Origin of the sequence: Azotobacter chroococcum (assembly GCF_004339665.1) — a bacterium.
Taxonomy (GTDB): Bacteria; Pseudomonadota; Gammaproteobacteria; order Pseudomonadales; family Pseudomonadaceae; genus Azotobacter; species Azotobacter chroococcum.
Map to the genome: position 1 here is coordinate 1 of NZ_SMMU01000058.1, position 18,396 is coordinate 18,396.

The window sequence follows — 18,396 nt, forward strand, 5'->3', positions numbered from 1 at the left end:
TGGGCTGAGGCTGGAGAGCTGAGCGATCCATCGCGTGAACTGACTCGCTTTCATGATCCACCTCCCGCATGCGGAAACGTCATGATCAGCTTAGCTTGCTGCAACAGCTAACTCAGACATAGCCTACCCCTTCCCGCTCGGGCCCTCGTCCGGCGTGCACCGCAGCCCGTGCTGGCGCAGCTTGTTGGCGATGGTGGTGTGCGACACGCCGAGGCGGCGGGCCAGCAGGCGGCTGCTCGGGTATTCGCCGAGCAGCCGCTGCAGCACGGCCTTTTCGAAGCGACCGACGATCTCGCCGAGGCTGCCGTCGAGGGAAAAGCCGCCGGGCAGCGCGTCGGCGTCCCCACAGCGGCGCTCGCCGGGCAGCGGCTCGACCTCGGACACCCCACCGATGCCCTGCAGCCTGGGCATCAGCGCCTGCAGCTGCTGGTCGACCAGATCCGGGCAAGCCAGGTAGATGGCATCGCCCTGCTTGCCGCCGACCTCGCCGCGAACGACGTCGACCCCGGACTCGAGCAGCAGGTCGAGAATGTCGCGCAGGAGGCCGACCCGGTTCTGGCAGAGAATCTTGATGCGCATGGCGGAATCCGGACGGCGGGATGAGGGATCGACGACAGGCAGCGAGCGCCGTTTCCCGGGCAGATTATGCGGCCAATTGCCACAGCCGCAAGACAGTCTGTACGACTTTCGGAGACTGGCAAAAACTTCTTGCCGAATGAGGCGTGCGGTGCAGGCCCCGACGCCGCCAGCGTGCAGACCCGGCCCATTCGCGCTATGCCTGATAATAAGAAGGAAACCGTGCGCAGCAGCGCAGGAGGCACCGAAATGACCGCGACGCCCTATGTGGCCCGGCAGCCGGACGAGCGGGGCTTCATCCACTACAACGAGACCGAGCATGCCGTCTGGCAGACGCTGATCGAGCGCCAGCTGGCGCTGATCGAGGGACGCGCCTGTGCGGAATACCTGGACGGCATCCAGCGGCTCGGCCTGCCGCGCGAGCGCATTCCGCAGCTCGGCGAGATCAACCGCGTGCTCGAGGCCGCCACCGGCTGGCGGGTGGCGCGGGTGCCGGCGCTGATCCCCTTCCAGACCTTTTTCGAACTGCTCGCCGACCGCCGGTTTCCGGTGGCCACCTTCATCCGCCGGCCGGAGGAGCTGGACTACCTGCAGGAGCCGGACATCTTCCACGAACTGTTCGGCCACTGCCCGATGCTGACCAACCCCTGGTTCGCCGCCTTCACCCACACCTACGGCCGGCTGGGCCTGGCGGCCAGCAAGGAGGAGCGCGTCTACCTGGCGCGGCTGTACTGGATGACCGTGGAGTTCGGCCTAGTCGACACCCCGGCGGGCCGGCGCATCTACGGCGGCGGCATCCTCTCCTCGCCGAAGGAAACCCTCTACTGCCTGTCCGAGGCGCCGGAACACCTGCTCTTCGACCCGCTCGAGGCGATGCGCACGCCGTACCGCATCGACATCCTGCAGCCGCTCTACTTCGTGCTGCCGGACCTGCGGCGGCTGTTCGAGCTGGCCAACCAGGACATCATGGCGCTGGTGCGCCAGGCCATGCGTCTCGGCCTGCATCCGCCGAAGTTTCCGCCGAAGGCGGCCTGAACGCTGACATCGGACGCAGGTGGAAAATCCGCACAGCGGTTTTCCACCGACGAACTCACCCTCAATCCCCCGGCAACCCGGAGCCTGCCCATGACCGTCCTCTCTCAAGCCCACTGCGAAGCCTGCCGCGCCGACGCACCGAAAGTCTCGGAAGAAGAACTTGCCGAGCTGATCGGGCAAATTCCCGACTGGAATCTGGAAAATCGCGACAGCATCCTGCAACTGGAAAAGGTCTTCCTGTTTCGCAACTTCGCCCAGGCCCTGGCCTTCACCAACGCGGTCGGCGCACTTGCCGAGACCGAAGGGCACCATCCGGCGCTGCTCACCGAATGGGGCAGGGTCACCGTGACCTGGTGGAGCCACAAGATCCGCGGTCTGCACCGCAACGACTTCATCATGGCGGCGCGTACCGACGAGGTGGCGAAAGGCACGGAAGGCCGCGGCTGATCCCTGGCGCCAGCCCGAAATTGCCAACGACCGTTCGTCGGTAAAAATATCCCTTTTTAAAACAATGACTTGCAAGCAATATTCGATCCATCCAGGGAGCTTCTGGGTTGCCATTCGTCGGCAACTTCCCTAGGGTGGGACGCATGTTGTCCCAGATTGCTCCCATCGGTTCGCTGCTCGGCGGGGTCGCACTGCTCCTGCTCGGCAACGGACTGCTCAACACCCTGCTGACCCTGCGTGGCGTCGCCGAAGGCTACTCCACCGGGCTGCTCGGCCTGCTGATGTCCGGCTATTTCGTCGGCTACCTGCTCGGCACCTGGCTGACGGTACCGCTGATCCGCCGCATCGGGCATATCCGTGCCTTTGCCTGCTGTGCCGCCTCGGGCGCCATCGTCGCGCTGCTGCATCTGATCCTGGTCAACCCCTGGGTGTGGATGGCGCTGCGGGTGGCCTACGGCATTGTCCTGGTCACCCTCTACATGGTCATCGAGAGCTGGCTCAACGCCCGGGTCAGCGGCGACAGCCGCGGCCGGGTGTTCGCCGTCTACATGGCGGTCAACCTCGGCGCCCTGGCCCTCGCCCAGCAGTTGCTGAACCTCGCCAGCCCGCTGGAATTCCTGCTCTTCGCCCTCGCCGGCATCCTCATCTGCGCAGCGCTCCTGCCCATCACCCTCACCCGCCAGGCCCAGCCGACCCTGCCCGACACCCCGGACACCCGGCTGCGCCAGCTGGTGCGGATCGCCCCGCTGTCGGTGACCGCCTCGGGGCTGTCCGGCCTCGCCCTCGGTGCGTTCTGGGGGCTGGCGCCGGTGTACGCCAGCCAGAGTGGCTTCGATGCCGCCGGGGTGGGCCTGCTGATGGGCGTGACCATCCTCGGCGGCGCCGTGCTGCAGTGGCCCATCGGCCGCTATTCGGACAGCCACGACCGCTCGAAGGTGATGCTCTGCGTGGTGGTGCTGGCCGCGCTCGTGGCGCTGGCGATCAGCCTGCTGCCCACCGGGAGCCTGCTGCTCGGCGCCTTCTTCCTCTGGGGCGGACTGGCCTTTTCCATCTACTCCATCGCCGTGGCGCGGATGGTCGACCAGTTGCACCCCGACGAGATCCTTTCCGGCTCCAGCGGTCTCCTGCTGGTCAACGGCCTGGGCTCGGCCTGCGGCCCGCTGCTCGCCGGGCTGGCCATGCACCTGCTCGGCCCCCGCGGCCTGCCGCTCTACTGCGCGGCGGTGCTCGGCCTGCTGGCGCTCTACACCCTCCATCGCCTGCGCCGGGTGAGCGACCTGCTCAGCGAGCCGCACGCCCAGTTCACCCCGATGCTGCGCACCAGCCATACCGTGCTCGAACTAATGCCCGAAGCGCCGGAAAGCGCAGCCGACTCCGCCGCCGCGGAGCCGAACACCACCCAGGAGGAAACCTGTACCTGATTCCGGCGCCACGGAGGCCCGGACACCACTGCTCGTCGGCCCAGGTCGGCGCGTCAACTTGCCCCACCTTTGGAGAGAAGACAGCGCATGCTACTTGCCACCGATCTCGATGGAACCTTTCTCGCCGGCGATCCGCAGGATCGCCTGAGCCTCTATCAGACCATCACCGCCCACCCCGACATCCAGCTGGCCTACGTCACCGGCCGCAGCCTGGAGGCCGTCCTGCCGCTGCTGGCCGACCCCACCCTGCCGCAGCCGGACTACATCATCGCCGACGTCGGCGCCAGCCTCTATCACGGCGAAACCCTGCAGCCGATCCAGCCGCTGCAGCACGCCATCGACGCCCGCTGGCCCGGCGAAAGCCAGATCGCCGGCGCCCTCGCCGAGCTTCCCGACCTGCAGCGCCAGGACGTGCCCCAGGCGCGCCGCTGCTCCTACTTCTGCACCCCGGAACGGGCCGCCGACCCGGCCCTCAAGGCCATCGCCGAGCGCCTCGACTGCGACCTGCTGTACTCGGCGGGGCGCTACCTGGACTTCCTGCCGCGCGGGGTGAACAAGGGCAGCAGCCTGCTGCGCCTGGTCGAGCACCTCGGCCTCGATCCCGAGCAGGTGCTGGTCGCCGGCGACACCCTGAACGACCTCAGCATGCTGACCTGCGGCCTCAAGGGGGTCTGCGTCGGGCAGTCGGAGGAAAGCCTGCTCGCCCACACCCTCAACTGCACCCGCGTCCTGCATGCCGACAGCCCGGGCTGCGGCGGCATCATCCAGGCCTTCTCCCACTTCGGCTTCCTCGGCGAGCACGGCTTCGCCGCCGAGACACGCAAGGCGACCGAGCCGGGCCATGCCGAGCTGGTGATCGTCTACCACCGCCTGCCCTACGAGGAATACCGCGAGCACGGCCAGGTGCAGCGCCGCCGGCCGACCTCACCGAACGGCATCATTCCCACCCTGCTCAGCTTCTTCGCCGACGGCCGCAAGGGCTCTTGGGTCGCCTGGGCCGAGCACGAGGAAGGCCACGGCGCCTTCGAGAGCCACACCACGGTGGACGCCGAACGCTACCCGCGCCTGACTGCCGCCCGCGTGCCGCTGAACAAGCAGGATATCGACACCTTCTACAAGCGCTTCTCCAAGGAAGCCTTCTGGCCGACCCTGCACACCTTCTGGGAGCGCGCCACCTTCAACGAGGACGACTGGCAGGTGTTCCTGCGGGTCAACCGCGCCTTCGCCGAACGCACGGCCCTGGAGGCTGCCGAGGGCGCCACCGTCTGGCTGCACGACTACAACCTGTGGATGGTCCCGGCCTACCTGCGCGAGCTGCGCCCGGACCTCAAGCTGGCCTTCTTCCACCACACCCACTTTCCCTCGGCGGACGTCTTCAACGTGGTGCCCTGGCGCCGGCAGATCGTCGGCAGCCTGCTGCAGTGCGACTACGTCGGCTTCCACATCCCGCGCCAGGTGGAGAACTTCGTCGACGTCGCCCGCGGCGTGGCGCCGCTGAAGGTCCTCGGCCGGCAGAACTGCGCGCCGCGCTTCATCACCTACGGCTGCGCGGTCGGCCTGGAGCGCATGACCACCGCGATCGACACCGGCATGCGCCAGGTCCGCCTCGGTGCCCATCCGGTGGGATTGGACCTCGACCGGGTGCGCAACGCCCTGGCCCGCGAATTCGTGCAGCAGCAGATGGAGCAATTGCGCCGGGAGTTGAACGGCGTGCGCCTGATTCTCGCCGTGGAGCGCCTGGACTACACCAAGGGCGTGCTGGAGAAGCTCAGGGCCTTCGAGCGGCTGCTGGCGGACAACCCCGAACTGATCGGCAAGGTCACCCTGGCCAGCATCTGCGTCCCGGCGGCGCGGGAGATGACCATCTACGACGAGCTGCAGGGACAGATCGAGCAGGCCGTGGGGCGCATCAACGGCCGCTTCGCGCGGGTCGGCTGGACGCCGGTGCAGTTCTTCTTCCGCAGCCTGCCGTTCGAGGAGGTGGTGGCCTGGTACGCCATGGCCGACGTCATGTGGATCACCCCGCTGCGCGACGGCCTCAACCTGGTGGCCAAGGAATTCGTCGCCACCCAGGGCCTGCTGGACGGCAGCGGCGTGCTGGTGCTCTCCGAATTCGCCGGCGCTGCCGCCGAACTCAAGGGCGCCCTGCTGACCAACCCCCACGATACCGCCGATCTGGTGCACCAGTGCAACCTGGCGCTGAACATGCCGAAGAGCGAGGCCCGGGCACGCCTGCGCGAGCTGTTCGACATCGTCGCCTTCAACGACATCCGCCGCTGGGGCGACGAGTTCCTCGGCGCGCTGGAGGAACCCCGGACGGACATCCGCGCCATCGCCTGACGGCCAGGAGCGCCGGTACGGCTCAGTACCGGCGCGTTCAGTAATCCACCCTGCCCCGTCCGGCCTTGACGGCCCCGCGTCTGGCCTTTCCCTCCAGCCGGCGCTGCTTCGAGCCACGGGTCGGCTTGGTCGGGCGGCGCGCCTTCTCCACCTTCGCCACGCCGCGGATCAGCTCGAGCAGACGCTGCCGCGCATCCTCGCGGTTCTGCTCCTGGGTGCGGTACTGCTGCGCCTTGATCACGACGACGCCCTCGCCGCTGATGCGCTGGTCGCGCAGGGCCAGCAGGCGCTCCTTGTAGAACTCCGGCAGCGACGAGGCGCGGATGTCGAAACGCAGATGCACCGCGCTGGACACCTTGTTGACGTTCTGCCCGCCGGCCCCCTGGGCGCGGATCGCGCTCAGCTCGATCTCGTCGTCGGGCAAATGGACGGTGTTGGAGATTTCCAGCATGGCGGGCTCGGTCGAGGAAGTGGCGAGCAGGATAACCGTCCACTACAGAAACAGGTTATTGAGATATGCAGTATCACCCTTGAAGGACTCAGGCGAACCCGCCATCCGCTGCGGGATATTTTGCAGCAACCACACCGTTGGTCGGAAAAAATGCCGGCCACTGTTATTACAAGCGTTACCGGAATTGTTCTCTTCCAGGCCCCACTATTCTGGAAATCAGTATTTACATACTCACTAACATTCGGTGCCGAATCATTCCACGTTTGGCACTTGGACAAGTCTTTGCAATTGCTCCGCCATGAATGGCGGATCGAATTCAAACATGAGGCGCTACGTGAAGTTTGAATTACAGGGTCCGGCAACCTCTCATCCCGATCCGCAACGGGGCCTTGCGGTAGCCTGTGTCTCCATGCAACGCAACGCCTGACTCTCGTCCCACGTCAACAGCTCCGCAATCAACCCCCAGTCAAAAGCGATAAACACGAACCCCACAGCATGGAAACACGCCCTTGAGCGGATATCCCCTGTAGTCGAACGGAAGCGAGCCTGACCCCAAGGGCCAGTGCCGACCCAAGCCAAGGCGACTATCCCGCGGCAACCTTGCGTCGTCACACCTTTTGTCCATACTCGAACGGTCTTCGCCGAAACGTGGCGAAGGCGTCCATCCGCAATCCAGATAGATAGCACCCCACCCAGAAAGGAGGCAGCGAGTACAGGGGGCCCAGGCGGCCATGCTATCCCTCCCCGCCCGGAACGGCGGGAGACTCTCGCACGGAACGATGAAACAGATACCCGGAACCCGTATCAGAACAGGGCTTGCAGTGACACTCCTGCTGGCCTTCGCCACGGCCCACGCCCAAGAGCAAACCATCAAACTGCCCGCCTACGACGCGGACATCCACAAGACTTCGGTATCGGGCCTTTCGTCCGGGGCCTTCATGACGTCGCAACTCTATATGGTGTTTTCCGACATCATGACGGGAGCCGGCATTGTCGCCGGCGGTCCCTATCTGTGCGCGAAGTCCTGGGCGGCCAACACCTTGGTGCAGAACGCCACGACCACCTGCATGAATCCCCTGACCGCCAGTACCGGCCCCAATACGCCGGTCCTGGTCAAGCATGCGGCCTTGCTGGCTGACTACGGCTATATAGATCCGCTGAAGAATCTCCAGGATGACCGTATCTATATCTTCAGCGGGAGCCGGGACAAAACCGTCACGACCACGGTCGTGAACCAGACCCGGGAGTTCTTCAAGTCCGTCGGCGTGCCGGAAGCGTCCATTCAGTACAACAAGAGCATCGCCGCGGGCCATGCCTTCGTGACCGACAACGACACGGATGCCGCCTGCGCGCTGACCCAGCCCCCCTATATCAACGACTGCGACTTCGAACAATCCGCCACCATCCTCAACCACATCTATCCGGGCCTGAAGCCGCCCGCCGCACAGCTGGGCAGCGCCATCATCGCCTTCGACCAGTCGGAGTTCATCGACTCGGCCTACACCAGCATGAGCGACACGGCCTACGCCTACGTCCCGGCTGCCTGTCAGAACGGCAAGAGCTGCCCCATCCATGTGGTATTCCACGGCTGCAAACAGGGCGCGCAAGTCATCGGCGACAAGTATTACGCCCAGACCGGCTACAACCGGATGGCTGAGGCCAACGACCTCATCATGCTCTACCCGCAGGTGCAGCCCTCCACCACGACCCCCCTGAACCCCGAAGGCTGCTGGGACTTCTGGGGGTACAGCTCGCCGGGCAAGCCGGACCCGGACTACTACACCCGCAACGCTCCCCAGTTGCGCGCCATCCACAAGATGATCACCCGTCTTGCTGAACCCCGATCCTGAACCCGTCCACTGCACAAGGGAGAAACACCATGGATGCCGTCACCTCGAATGCCCCGATCGATCCGAAGCTGTCCGAGGCGCTCAGACACTGGAACGACTACGCAAACGAAAGCGGCCAGAACGTGCGGGTCCTGTTCGAGGCCATGACGCCGGTCAAGGACAGCCTCCAGATTGCCCAGCAAATCATGGACTCCGTTCAGCACAGCGGCTGGACACCGGGCAGCACACACTGGATGAAGCCCTCGGCCCTGTTCAGCGCCTACCAGGAACTGACCGAGATCCAGCTGGCCGCCCAGGAGAGGGAGAATGACTGCTGCATCCGCTTCCTGACCACCACCCTGGGTACCGGCAAGCAGGTCGCCGAAGCCATGCAGGGCGCCTCCACCCCGCAGCAGGTCCTCGCCTCCTGCATGGAAGCCAGCCTCAACATCGTCAGGCAGTACCAGGCCGACATCAGCGAACAGGCGGAGACATTCAGCCAGATCCAGTCGGCCTACAAGGCCTGGCTGCAAAGGACGCTGGACAGCCTGAGCAGCCGGCAAGCAGAGGAAACCGCGGCCTCGGCATCACTGCCGCCCGCCGCCTCGGAGCCATCGCTGCCAGTACCTGCAACACCGACCGCACAATCGGAGCCGGAAAAGGACAGCGGAGTCTGAACGAGCCGCCGCTCCGGACGAGCCGTGCCGACTGCGGCACAGGCCCGTTCCGGCGAGGCGATCCGATTCAATCCAAGGGCCCGCCTGGCCGGGCCGACGGAGGGCTTGCCCATGGGCACGAAGCCTGACGCAACGCAGAATGTCGCAACGCTGGAATTCGATCCGGAACGCAACGAGCTGGGCAAGGACAAGAGGCTGCGGGACGGACTGTCGGTCGCAGTGCAAATCGGCGCCAACCTCTGGCTGGCGAACGACGAGACGATCAGCCTGGAACGGCTCACGCGCCTGGCGGACGCCGGCCAGGACGCCTGCCGCTACGGCCGGCACCGGCAGTTCCCGCTGAACGACTATCTCGCCCTGCCGGTCCCCCTCCCGACGACCCGGCCGATCTGGAGGAAGTCGATATCGAAGGCCTGGCCTCTGCGGGCGGCTACCTCTGGCTGGTGGGTTCGCACAGCCTGAAGCGCAAGAAGCCGAAGCCCGGGGATGCCCCCGACAAGGCTCGCAAGCAGTTGGCCAAGGTCCGCAGCGACGGCAACCGCTACCTGTTGGCCCGCATTCCGCTCGTGGACAGCGATGGCGCCTGCGAACCGGCGAAACGCAGCAAGCAAGACGGCCAGGAGCTGTTCGCCGCCAGCCTGAAGGGCGACGACAAGGGCAACGAGCTGACCGCAGCCCTTAAGAACGACAAGCACCTGGGGCCCTTCCTCGCCATTCCCGGCAAGGACAACGGCTTCGACATCGAAGGCCTGGCGGTGGTCGGCGAACGGCTCTTCCTCGGCCTGCGCGGCCCGGTGCTGCGCGGCTGGGCGGTCATCCTGGAAGTGGCGGTCGCCGCCGACGTCACGGCTTCCACCCTGAGGCTGCAACCCATCGGACCGAAAGGCTGCCTTTACCGCAAGCACTTCCTCGAACTCGGCGGCCTGGGGATTCGCGACCTGTGTCTGCAGGGCGATGACCTGCTGATCCTCGCCGGGCCGACCATGGAACTGGACGGTCCGGTCAGCGTGTTCCGCTGGCCGGGCGGCAGCAGCCCGGACGACGAAGCAATGGTGCCGGCCGATGCCCTGCAGCGAGTCCTGGAAGTACCCTACGGCGAGGGCGTGGACCACGCCGAGGGCATGACCCTGTTCGCCCCGGATGGCGGCAAGGCCAGCGCGCTGCTGGTGGTGCACGACGCGGCCGCCGAAGAGCGCAAGTCGGGGAAAAGTGCGGTTACGGCAGATGTTTTCAAGCTGTAGACAGACCACCCACTTGTCGATGCCGATTTCGTAAGCCAGAACTACGGGAGGGCCGGATCATCAACACGCTCAGCAAAACCCTGATCGCCTGCGGCCTGCTGCTCAGCCCCTGGCACAGCAGCGCCATCGCGGAAATCGAGGAAGAAGCAGCGGAAAGCTACCTCTACTGCGGCAAGCTCCTCTGGCCCGCCGAGCGGGAGGACTATCTGCCGTTTCCGGAGGGGATCGAGATCGGCTACTCCTCGCACCCGGCCCTCGCCCGGATCGTCGAGCAGCAGGAAAAGCACGGCCTGAGGTTCGCCTACGCGGACATGGCGATCACCCAGCGGGTCATGCAGGAGGCGGTTGAGGCGATCATCCGCCAGGGCTCGAACGAGGTCTGCCTGGAAGCCGGCACGGTGGAGGTCTCGAACAGCGGCCTTCCTCTCGTGATCTCCCCTGCACCGGCGGCGGATGAGCGGGTGATTTTCGAGCCCGATGCGGATCGGCAAAACTAGAGCAATGAAATGGACTCCCCCCTCCTTACGGCGTCAATGCGCCCGACTGAAGTTGCGAAAAACAGCAGCCACCGGAGGAGGAGTCACCGAAACTCAAGCAATAGACATCGATTTGGCAAAGCAGGTATTCCAGCTTCATGGCGTCGACAGCCACAAGCAGGTGGTCTGCCGCAAACCGGGGAAGTCCATATACGCACAAGTCCTTCGTCCGCAACGACGGCGGCGAGCCGCCGGCAGATGGCACGCGCAACCCTTACGCCGACTTCAAGGGCGAGAAGCGCAGCAACGCCACCCATCGGTCGACAACCGATCCCGAGGCCCGCCTGGCGCGCAAGAACAACGGCGACGCCAGCCGCCTGGCGCATATGGCACACACGATGATCGAGCACCGCAGCGGGCTGATCGTGGATGTGGAATGCACCGAGCTCAACGGGCATGCCGAAATCGAGGTCGCGCTGGCCATGCTGAAGCGCACGGCCAAGCCGGGCAGCACGGTCGGGGCGGACAAGAACCATGACCAACAGGCCTTTGTCCAGGGTGCGCGCCTTGTCGGGCTGGTGGCGAGGCTCGCATGTATAAGGGCGAGTTGCGCCCGGAGAACGCCGAAAGGCGTGGAAACGGCGCCGGAATCGTCAAAAAGGGAGCGGAAGAAGTTACTACTGGCAAACATACAGCAACGCCGCTTAGTTATTTAAACGAAGCAGCATTCACCTCTTATTGCGGCCTTAAATCATCCGACCATTAGTCGGAAAGCCCCCAAGCAATCAATACAAGATTTGTACACCTCAAAACTCAAACTATTATCCTGAACAAAACCCAAGACACACTTACAAACGGTACGTGACGCGGCACCCAAACCGGAAAACATTTAGCCGCCAGCCAGAAATCATTCTGCCATAAAGAACGGAATGGCAAGGAGCTGTTTGATTCAAAAATCACGCAGCCCTGCAACCTCTCACAACAATCCGCAACGGCGCCTGGCGGTAGCGTGCCGACCATTCAAACGCAGCGTCTACAGGCCACAACAGCTCACCAACAACAATCCAGATATCCTATATCTCCCATGCTATTTAAATATCGCCCCAAGGAATAAAAAATAAAATATGGCACTTCCACTTCCACTACCGCAACCAAACTGGAGATGACCCAATGAAACTCGGAACGGCTATCGCGATTGTAGGAGCGGCAATGCTATGGCAAGGACTCCCAACCGATGCAGCGGCGCAGTCGCTAACAGAGGTGACCGGCTTCGGAACGAATCCCGGCCAACTCCGCGCATTCAAACATATTCCCCAAGAGCTACCCCCCAACTCGCCCTTGGTCGTCGCTCTGCATGGCTGCTTGCAATCCGCCTCTGGCTATGATGACGAAACCGGCTGGGTCAAATATGCCGATATGGGGAAATTTGCTTTGCTGTTGCCACAGCAGGAGCTACCTAACAACCTAGCCAAGTGTTTCAACTGGTTCGAGCTTGGCGACATCCAGAGAGATCAAGGCGAGGCCCTGTCGATCAAGCATATGATCGATAAGATGGTGACTGACCATAATATCGACCGCAAACGCATTTATATAACGGGGCTCTCGGCCGGTGCGGGCATGACGGTAGTCATGCTGGCCACCTATCCGGAGCTGTTCGCTGGCGGAGCGACCAGTGCTGGCCTGCCTTATAAATGTGCCACTAATGTGACTGAAGCACGCAATTCTTGTATGAGATCGGGCAAAAATCAGAGCCCTGCGCAATGGGGCGATCTGGTGCGCGCCGCCTCGTCTCATGGAAGCGAATGGCCTCGCCTCTCGATCTGGCAGGGCGCAGCGGACGGAACCGTGAACCCCATGAATGCTAGGGAACTCATCGAGCAATGGACCAATGTCCACGGTATCGATCAAACCCCCGACGGCCAGGATACGGTCGACGGGCAAGTCCACCGAGTATTCACCGATGCCAGCGGAAAGGTGCTGGTTGAGTCTTTTACGGTCGCCGGCATGGATCACGGCATTTCGATCAATCCTGGCTCAGATAAGCCCCAATGCGGAACTGCTGCACCATTTATACTCGACAAGGATATTTGCACCAGCTTCCATGTTGCGAAGTTCTGGGGGCTGTTGCCTTCTTCTCCGGACCCGATTCCCCCTTCTCCTATAAGTCGAGAAGAATTGCTCCGGAGAATGGATGAGATGAAAGGGCGAATTGATCAATTAACAGCAGAACTGAATGAGCTTCGAGCAGCAATAGAGTGAATTGCCGTTAGCAATAAGAAGGCCAAGCTCACTCCTTCCGCAGACTGGTCCCTGCGCACGAATATCTCATTGTTTGGCTAGCCGCGCTAACAGCATCAACTTTGATGTCCCTCTAGTGTATTGCATGAGGCACCCTGTATCCGAGGAGGCTGAAATGAGCACACCCAATCGATTTATCGCTTTGCTCGACGAAACCGAATCGCGATTCCAACAGCGCCAGAAGGTACGTGAAGAGAAGGAGCAGCTTCTTAGCCAGGGCGGAATTTTCGCAGCCAACTCCGAAGACGCCATCAAGCGACGGCTCTCTCACTTGCAGACGCCCCCTGAAGTAGGAGTAACGATAACGGACAGGGTACGGGGCCTCATTCCCCCCGCCCCCGGAATCCCGGCCGAACTGGAGCGCTTGCTCGGCACCAACGACCTCATGGGCATCCACTTTCTGGAACTCGGTACTTGGGTTTCAAGGGCCGTAGTACGTGTGCATGTCCAGTCATCGCAAGGGCACGGCTACGGGACGGGCTTCATGGTGTCCCCTCGCCTCATGCTGACCAACAACCACGTTCTGCAAAATGCAACCGAAGCCAGCCAGAGTCGTGTGGAGTTCAACTACGAGAACGGCCTTGGCGGAAACATGAAGACCTCGATCTTCGCCCGCCTTGCCCCCGAGATGCTCTTCCTGACCGACCGCGATCTCGACTACACCCTGGTAGCCTTGAACCCGGAATCCGAGCCTGCCGCGCACGGCTGGCTGCCGCTGATAGAAGAGCAAGGCAAGGTCATGGTCGGCGAATGGGTGAACATCATCCAGCATCCCAATGGCGAGCCCAAGCAACTGGCCTTGCGCGAGAACCTGGTTGTCGATGAGTTGGAGCGGTTCCTCCACTACCGGACCGATACGGCCCCCGGCTCCTCGGGCTCGCCTGTCTTCAACGACCAGTGGGAGGTGGTTGCACTCCACCATTCCGGGGTCCCCGAGCGAGATGCTCAGGGACGCATCCTCACGGTAGACAACCAACTTTGGGCTCCATGGATGGGCGAGCACCGGATCGCCTGGAAAGCCAACGAAGGTGTTCGAATCAGCCGGGTGATCGCCCATATCAAGGCCCAGGCCCTCGACGAGCAGAAAAGGCAGTTGCGCGCCCAGATGTTCGAAACCAGGCCGCCTGTGCCGGAAGCCAGTGTGCCGCTTCGCCAGCCCGAGCCTCAGCCGCAGAACGAAACGCCGACTGTAGGTGCCCAGGTGAACCCCGATGGCTCTGCCTCCTGGACCTTTCCAGTCACAGTTACGGTGAGCGTCGGCACCGGCGCCCATCAGACTCTCCCTGCACCGCCATCTACACCAGCAGCTTCGGTACCACCTCCTTTAGCACCCGCCCAGGCCGAGGACAGGGAGCTCACAGAGGCATTGGCGACCCTGTCGACCGCTCGTACGCGTACCTACTATGACGCCGAGGCGGACATGGACGCCGCAGAGCAGTATTACCGCTCGATCCAGAGCGGCCAGTCGGCTCAAGCGCTCTTCAAGCAGTTGAGCAAGTTGGTCTGTACGACGCATGAAACGGCCCTCAGCTATAAGCCAAGCATGCACGTCTATCCCTGGGTCGACCTTCATCCCGATCTGAAACTGCGCAGCATCTATTCGGGACTCCCGTTCGACCCGGAAGAATTCATCCGCGAGGACTTCCGGATTGCCCAGGAACGGGCGGTGCGCATGCGCGAGTTGATGCTCCACGAGGCCAGCCTTGGCATCGAGCGGCTGGAAGAGGAAATCGATCTGCTCGAAGCCAGCCTGCCCTTCAACTGCGAGCATGTGGTTCCACGTTCCTGGTTTAACAAAAAGAATCCCATGCTCGGCGATCTCCACCATTTGTTCGCCTGTGAGATCGGCTGCAATAGCTTTCGCAGCAATATCCCCTATTACGACTTCCCCGATTTCGAAGAGGCAGTACGGGATGCATGCGGGAAACGACAGGGCGAAGAAAAGTTCGAACCATCTCACGGCAAGGGAGCAGTCGCCCGCGCCACCCTCTACTTTCTGCTGAGATATCCAGGCAAGGTGGGCGATAACAATCGCGAACTGCAACAGGATCGCTTGATGATGCTGGGCACGTGGCACAGCGATTTCCCACCTGACGAATATGAGCGCCACCGCAACGCTGCCATCTTTGAAAAACAGGGGAACCGCAATCCGTTGATCGATCACCCGGAATGGGTCGAGAGTATCGATTTTGCGCTTGGTGTGGGAGCTATTAGTTAGAGATTCGGCCACTGGCAATCCAACGCAGTACTAATCATAGGAGAACCCAAATGGATAACATTAAAAAGCTTGAGCTTGTTCCTGCCGAGGATCTTCTCAAAGAGCTTAAATTACGCACCAAACATCCCATTAAAGATGATGGCACCAGATCGCCTGAATCCAACCCTACTCTTCGCGAGTTTGATGAGGTAAGCATTGCCCGTGCACTGAAAGCAAATCAGAAGGTCATCTACGGAACAGATGACCGATTAGACATTTTTGATCTTTCTCCGGGACCGAATCTTGACGATGTAGATAGTGTCGTTGCGCTCTTCAACAGATCAGACATCATTGACAATGGGAATGGTACTTCGACTTTACAGACTCGGAATTTCGGCACAGCTCAAAACTTGTGTCCGGGAGAGCGGTTTCGAGAGCAACCCATCGGAGCCTTCTGCTCAGGCTTTCTTGTGGCCCCTGACGTGATTGCGACGGCAGGGCACTGTGTAAATACGAGCAATGCTGCAAACGTCTGCTTTGTATTCGGATTCCGCATGCAGAATGCAACCACTGCGACAACAACAATCGAAAACAAGGATATCTATCGAGGGGCCAGCGTCATTGGACGACAAGAAGTATCCAATGGACCTGACTGGGCGCTGGTTCGCCTCGATCGCCCGGTCAATAATCACCGCGTCGTCAAGTTTCGCAGGGCCGGAACAATTCCGAATGGGCAGGCAGTGCATGTGATCGGTCACCCGGTTGGTCTTCCAACCAAATTCGCAGGAGGTGCAACCGTTCGTGAAAACCAATCGAATGCATTTTTTATAGCCAATTTAGATACGTACGGAGGAAATTCCGGCTCCCCGGTGTTCAATAGTACTACTCACGAAGTAGAAGGCATTTTGGTTCGAGGCGAAGCCGACTTTGTGGCACAAGGTACTTGCAATATTTCTCTGGTCTGTCCCACCACTGGATGTCGCGGCGAAGATTGCACTCGCACGACGGAATTTGCCCCATTAGTTCGGGTGCCAGGCAGCTGGGAGGCCAGGCACGGCCTGACCTCCGCCCAATATCAGCAGGTATTCAATGAGCTGGCGGGACAGGGCTTCAGGCTCACAAATGTCAGCGGGTACGCCGTAGGAGGCCAAGATCTGTATGCAGCTATCTGGGAACAGCGCGAAGGTCCGGCCTGGCAAGCCCGACACGGCCTGACCTCCGCCCAATACCAGCAGGTATTCAATGAGCTGGCGGGACAGGGCTTCAGGCTCACGAATGTCAGCGGGTACGCCGTAGGAGGCCAAGATCTGTATGCGGCTATCTGGGAACAGCGCGAAGGTCCGGCCTGGCAAGCCCGACACGGCCTGACTTCCACCCAATATCAGCAAGCATTCGATGAGCTGGCGAGACAGGGCTTCAGGCTCACGGATGTCAGTGGATACGCCGTAGGAAACCAGGACCTATATGCGGCCTTGTGGGAAAAAATCGAAAATTAAATGATCACCACAAATATCAAGTCCGGCGACCAATACAAAACACGACCCAGTCCTTGTAAATAAATTGAATTCAGCCAACAGCACGCAACTGGAACGAAATGCTCAACCAAGAGAATAAAAATACGAACCTTGAGGCTCTAAAAAACAGGCTCTCCCCTGCTATCAACCAGGCGCGCTCGCTAAAGGAAATCGAGTCATGGATCCGTTCCCAACCAAGCGTGAAATCAGTTGAACTGGCAGATCATCTTTTGAAATCCAATCCACCGCAACGCGAATTTTTCGTGGAGCTAAAAATGGAGGACGGCACAACAGTAAAAAAAATTATCAACATCTTCGAGCTCGGCAACCAACGTTTCAAATTCCACAAACTACATGAGCAACCATAGCATTTGAAGACATATAAAAAACAAACAAAAGCCACTCCCCAACCTCACGCCAACCCAAACCATATGATCTTTTTCGTGATGACAGCTGAACAACTACTTTAATACAGTTTTTTGTTAAGCATTGATTTAAAGAGGAATACCCCATGAAACAGAAGCTCGTAATCCTGCGCTCGGACCGCATGGCCACACGCGATATCTTCCGCGGCCCATCGCCGCTAGACGTTGCCATACCACCGGAAATAAAAGTTGAAGTTGATGAGGTGGAGCGCCGCGACATCCCGAAACTGACCAGAGGTGCCGACGTACTGGCGGTTGCCCCGGCGATGCCCATGAAGCTGGTCGAGCCACTCGATATACATGAGGCCACTCAGGAAGAAGCTGGAGACATTGCCTGGGGTATCAAGGCAGTCAAGGCGGATACTTCTTCCTGCACCGGAGAAGGCATCGTTGTTGCGGTACTGGATACAGGGATCGATGCCACGCATCCGGCATTCACCGGGGTGGAGCTGGTGCAGCGAAATTTCACAGATGAAGGCGGTGCCGACCTCCACGGTCATGGCACCCACTGTGCCGGCACCATCTTTGGCCGAAACGTCGGGGGAACTCGTATTGGGGTGGCTCCTGGTGTCAAGCGAGCATTGATTGGCAAGGTCTTGGGTGCCAACGGCGGTTCCAGCGAACAGATCGTCAGTGCCATCCAATGGGCTGCCGAGAATGGCGCTCATGTGATCTCGATGTCTTTGGGGATGGACTTCCCAGGTTTTGCCAGAACCCTTCAAAATCAGGGCCTTCCAGCTGAGCTAGCAACATCGCGAGCGCTCGAGGGGTACCGCGCCAATGTGCTGCTGTTCGAGCGCCTTGCCACCTTGATCCGTGCACGCTCGAATCCCACGCTGATAGTCGCTGCGGCGGGCAATGAGAGCCGCCGCGAGATCGATTCAAACTTTGAGCTTGGCGTAGCACCACCCGCAGTATCCGAGGGCATCATATCGGTAGCTGCACTTGGGCAAAGAGCTGGCGGCTTTCATGTTGGGGACTTCTCGAACACCGGGGCAAACGTCTCGGCCCCTGGCGTCAAGATTGTCTCTGCTCGTCGCGGTGGTGGGCTGGCAACTATGACCGGCACGAGTATGGCAACGCCCCACGTCGCCGGGGTCGCAGCCTTGTGGGCAGAACGCATCAGCAGGCAGGGCCCTCTCACTGTCCTGGCCCTTACGGCCAGAGTGGTTGGCTCTGCGACCTTCGAGGGATTTGATGAGGGTTTTGATCCATTTGATGCTGGCTCAGGGATAGTGATCGCACCCTAAAGAATAAATATTCAGATAGATGAATGCAGCACCAAGTATGTCGTTCTCCGAGGCTGACTCTCAGGCACAAGGACGTGCTGCCACAGTTGGCAGCTATCACGCTCTGAACCGGCAATAGCCCGGCTAAGGAAATCCTGAAAAAGACTTCCCGATTCTGGTGAAATACACCCGCCCCTTTGCCCGAGTTTTCCGATGAAGCAACTGTCCTTCGCCGACGCC

At 61.2% G+C, this 18,396-nt stretch carries 15 protein-coding genes and 2 pseudogenes; 15 read left to right on the plus strand and 2 right to left on the minus strand.

From position 1 onward, the window contains the following. Window positions 1-123: 123 nt before the first annotated feature. A pseudogene (locus EV691_RS24330) lies at window positions 124-324 on the minus strand (TyrR/PhhR family helix-turn-helix DNA-binding protein); the annotation flags it as partial. 501 nt (window positions 325-825) lie between these two features. Here EV691_RS24330 and phhA point away from each other — a divergent pair. From phhA to ggpS, 4 genes are all read left to right on the plus strand, one after another. Continuing rightward, window positions 826-1,611, plus strand: coding sequence for a phenylalanine 4-monooxygenase (gene phhA, locus EV691_RS21880; protein ID WP_131301173.1), 786 nt, complete (start codon window positions 826-828; stop codon window positions 1,609-1,611). Window positions 1,612-1,701: 90 nt separating this feature from the next. After that, window positions 1,702-2,058: a 4a-hydroxytetrahydrobiopterin dehydratase gene (locus tag EV691_RS21885; RefSeq protein ID WP_131301171.1), complete on the plus strand. Its 357-nt coding sequence runs from the start codon at window positions 1,702-1,704 to the stop codon at window positions 2,056-2,058. A gap of 143 nt (window positions 2,059-2,201) precedes the next feature. Further along, complete coding sequence (locus EV691_RS21890) at window positions 2,202-3,479, plus strand: MFS transporter (RefSeq protein WP_131301169.1); 1,278 nt, start codon at window positions 2,202-2,204, stop codon at window positions 3,477-3,479. Between the two features lie 87 nt (window positions 3,480-3,566). Beyond that, entirely contained in the window at window positions 3,567-5,819 is a 2,253-nt protein-coding gene (ggpS, locus tag EV691_RS21895) for a glucosylglycerol-phosphate synthase (RefSeq protein ID WP_131301167.1), read from the plus strand. A gap of 37 nt (window positions 5,820-5,856) precedes the next feature. On the opposite strand, the gene arfB is transcribed toward ggpS, so the two are convergent. After that, on the minus strand, window positions 5,857-6,270 hold the full coding sequence (gene arfB, locus EV691_RS21900; protein ID WP_131301165.1) for an alternative ribosome rescue aminoacyl-tRNA hydrolase ArfB: 414 nt from the start codon (window positions 6,268-6,270) through the stop codon (window positions 5,857-5,859). 821 nt (window positions 6,271-7,091) lie between these two features. Here arfB and EV691_RS21905 point away from each other — a divergent pair. The 11 genes and pseudogenes from EV691_RS21905 to EV691_RS21950 all read left to right on the plus strand — a co-directional run bounded on the left by EV691_RS21905 (window position 7,092) and on the right by EV691_RS21950 (window position 18,177). Further along, complete coding sequence (locus EV691_RS21905; protein ID WP_243649669.1) at window positions 7,092-8,120, plus strand: extracellular catalytic domain type 2 short-chain-length polyhydroxyalkanoate depolymerase; 1,029 nt, start codon at window positions 7,092-7,094, stop codon at window positions 8,118-8,120. 29 nt (window positions 8,121-8,149) lie between these two features. After that, the gene (locus tag EV691_RS21910; RefSeq protein WP_131301161.1) at window positions 8,150-8,776 is read left to right on the plus strand and encodes a hypothetical protein; all 627 of its coding nucleotides are present in this window, start codon (window positions 8,150-8,152) and stop codon (window positions 8,774-8,776) included. Window positions 8,777-8,887: 111 nt separating this feature from the next. Next, window positions 8,888-9,238, plus strand: coding sequence for a DUF3616 domain-containing protein (locus EV691_RS24215; protein ID WP_341352491.1), 351 nt, complete (start codon window positions 8,888-8,890; stop codon window positions 9,236-9,238). After that, entirely contained in the window at window positions 9,220-10,017 is a 798-nt protein-coding gene (locus tag EV691_RS21915; RefSeq protein WP_341352490.1) for a DUF3616 domain-containing protein, read from the plus strand. Before EV691_RS24215 ends, EV691_RS21915 begins: the two co-directional genes overlap by 19 nt. Window positions 10,018-10,328: 311 nt before the next feature. Further along, window positions 10,329-10,514, plus strand: a complete 186-nt coding sequence (locus tag EV691_RS24040) for a hypothetical protein (protein WP_242672634.1) — start codon at window positions 10,329-10,331, stop codon at window positions 10,512-10,514. A gap of 191 nt (window positions 10,515-10,705) precedes the next feature. After that, window positions 10,706-11,107: pseudogene (locus EV691_RS21925) on the plus strand (IS5/IS1182 family transposase); the annotation flags it as partial. Between the two features lie 556 nt (window positions 11,108-11,663). After that, window positions 11,664-12,752 carry an extracellular catalytic domain type 1 short-chain-length polyhydroxyalkanoate depolymerase gene (locus EV691_RS21930; protein ID WP_131301157.1) on the plus strand — a complete coding sequence of 363 codons (1,089 nt, stop codon included), beginning with the start codon at window positions 11,664-11,666 and terminating at the stop codon, window positions 12,750-12,752. 154 nt (window positions 12,753-12,906) lie between these two features. Continuing rightward, on the plus strand, window positions 12,907-15,009 hold the full coding sequence (locus EV691_RS21935) for an endonuclease (RefSeq protein WP_131301155.1): 2,103 nt from the start codon (window positions 12,907-12,909) through the stop codon (window positions 15,007-15,009). Between the two features lie 50 nt (window positions 15,010-15,059). After that, on the plus strand, window positions 15,060-16,484 hold the full coding sequence (locus tag EV691_RS21940) for a trypsin-like peptidase domain-containing protein (RefSeq protein ID WP_131837567.1): 1,425 nt from the start codon (window positions 15,060-15,062) through the stop codon (window positions 16,482-16,484). 98 nt (window positions 16,485-16,582) lie between these two features. Further along, window positions 16,583-16,870 (plus strand): hypothetical protein, encoded by a 288-nt coding sequence (locus tag EV691_RS21945; protein WP_131301153.1) that lies wholly within the window; start codon window positions 16,583-16,585, stop codon window positions 16,868-16,870. 143 nt (window positions 16,871-17,013) lie between these two features. Then, on the plus strand, window positions 17,014-18,177 hold the full coding sequence (locus EV691_RS21950) for a S8 family peptidase (RefSeq protein WP_131301152.1): 1,164 nt from the start codon (window positions 17,014-17,016) through the stop codon (window positions 18,175-18,177). Window positions 18,178-18,396 lie beyond the last annotated feature (219 nt).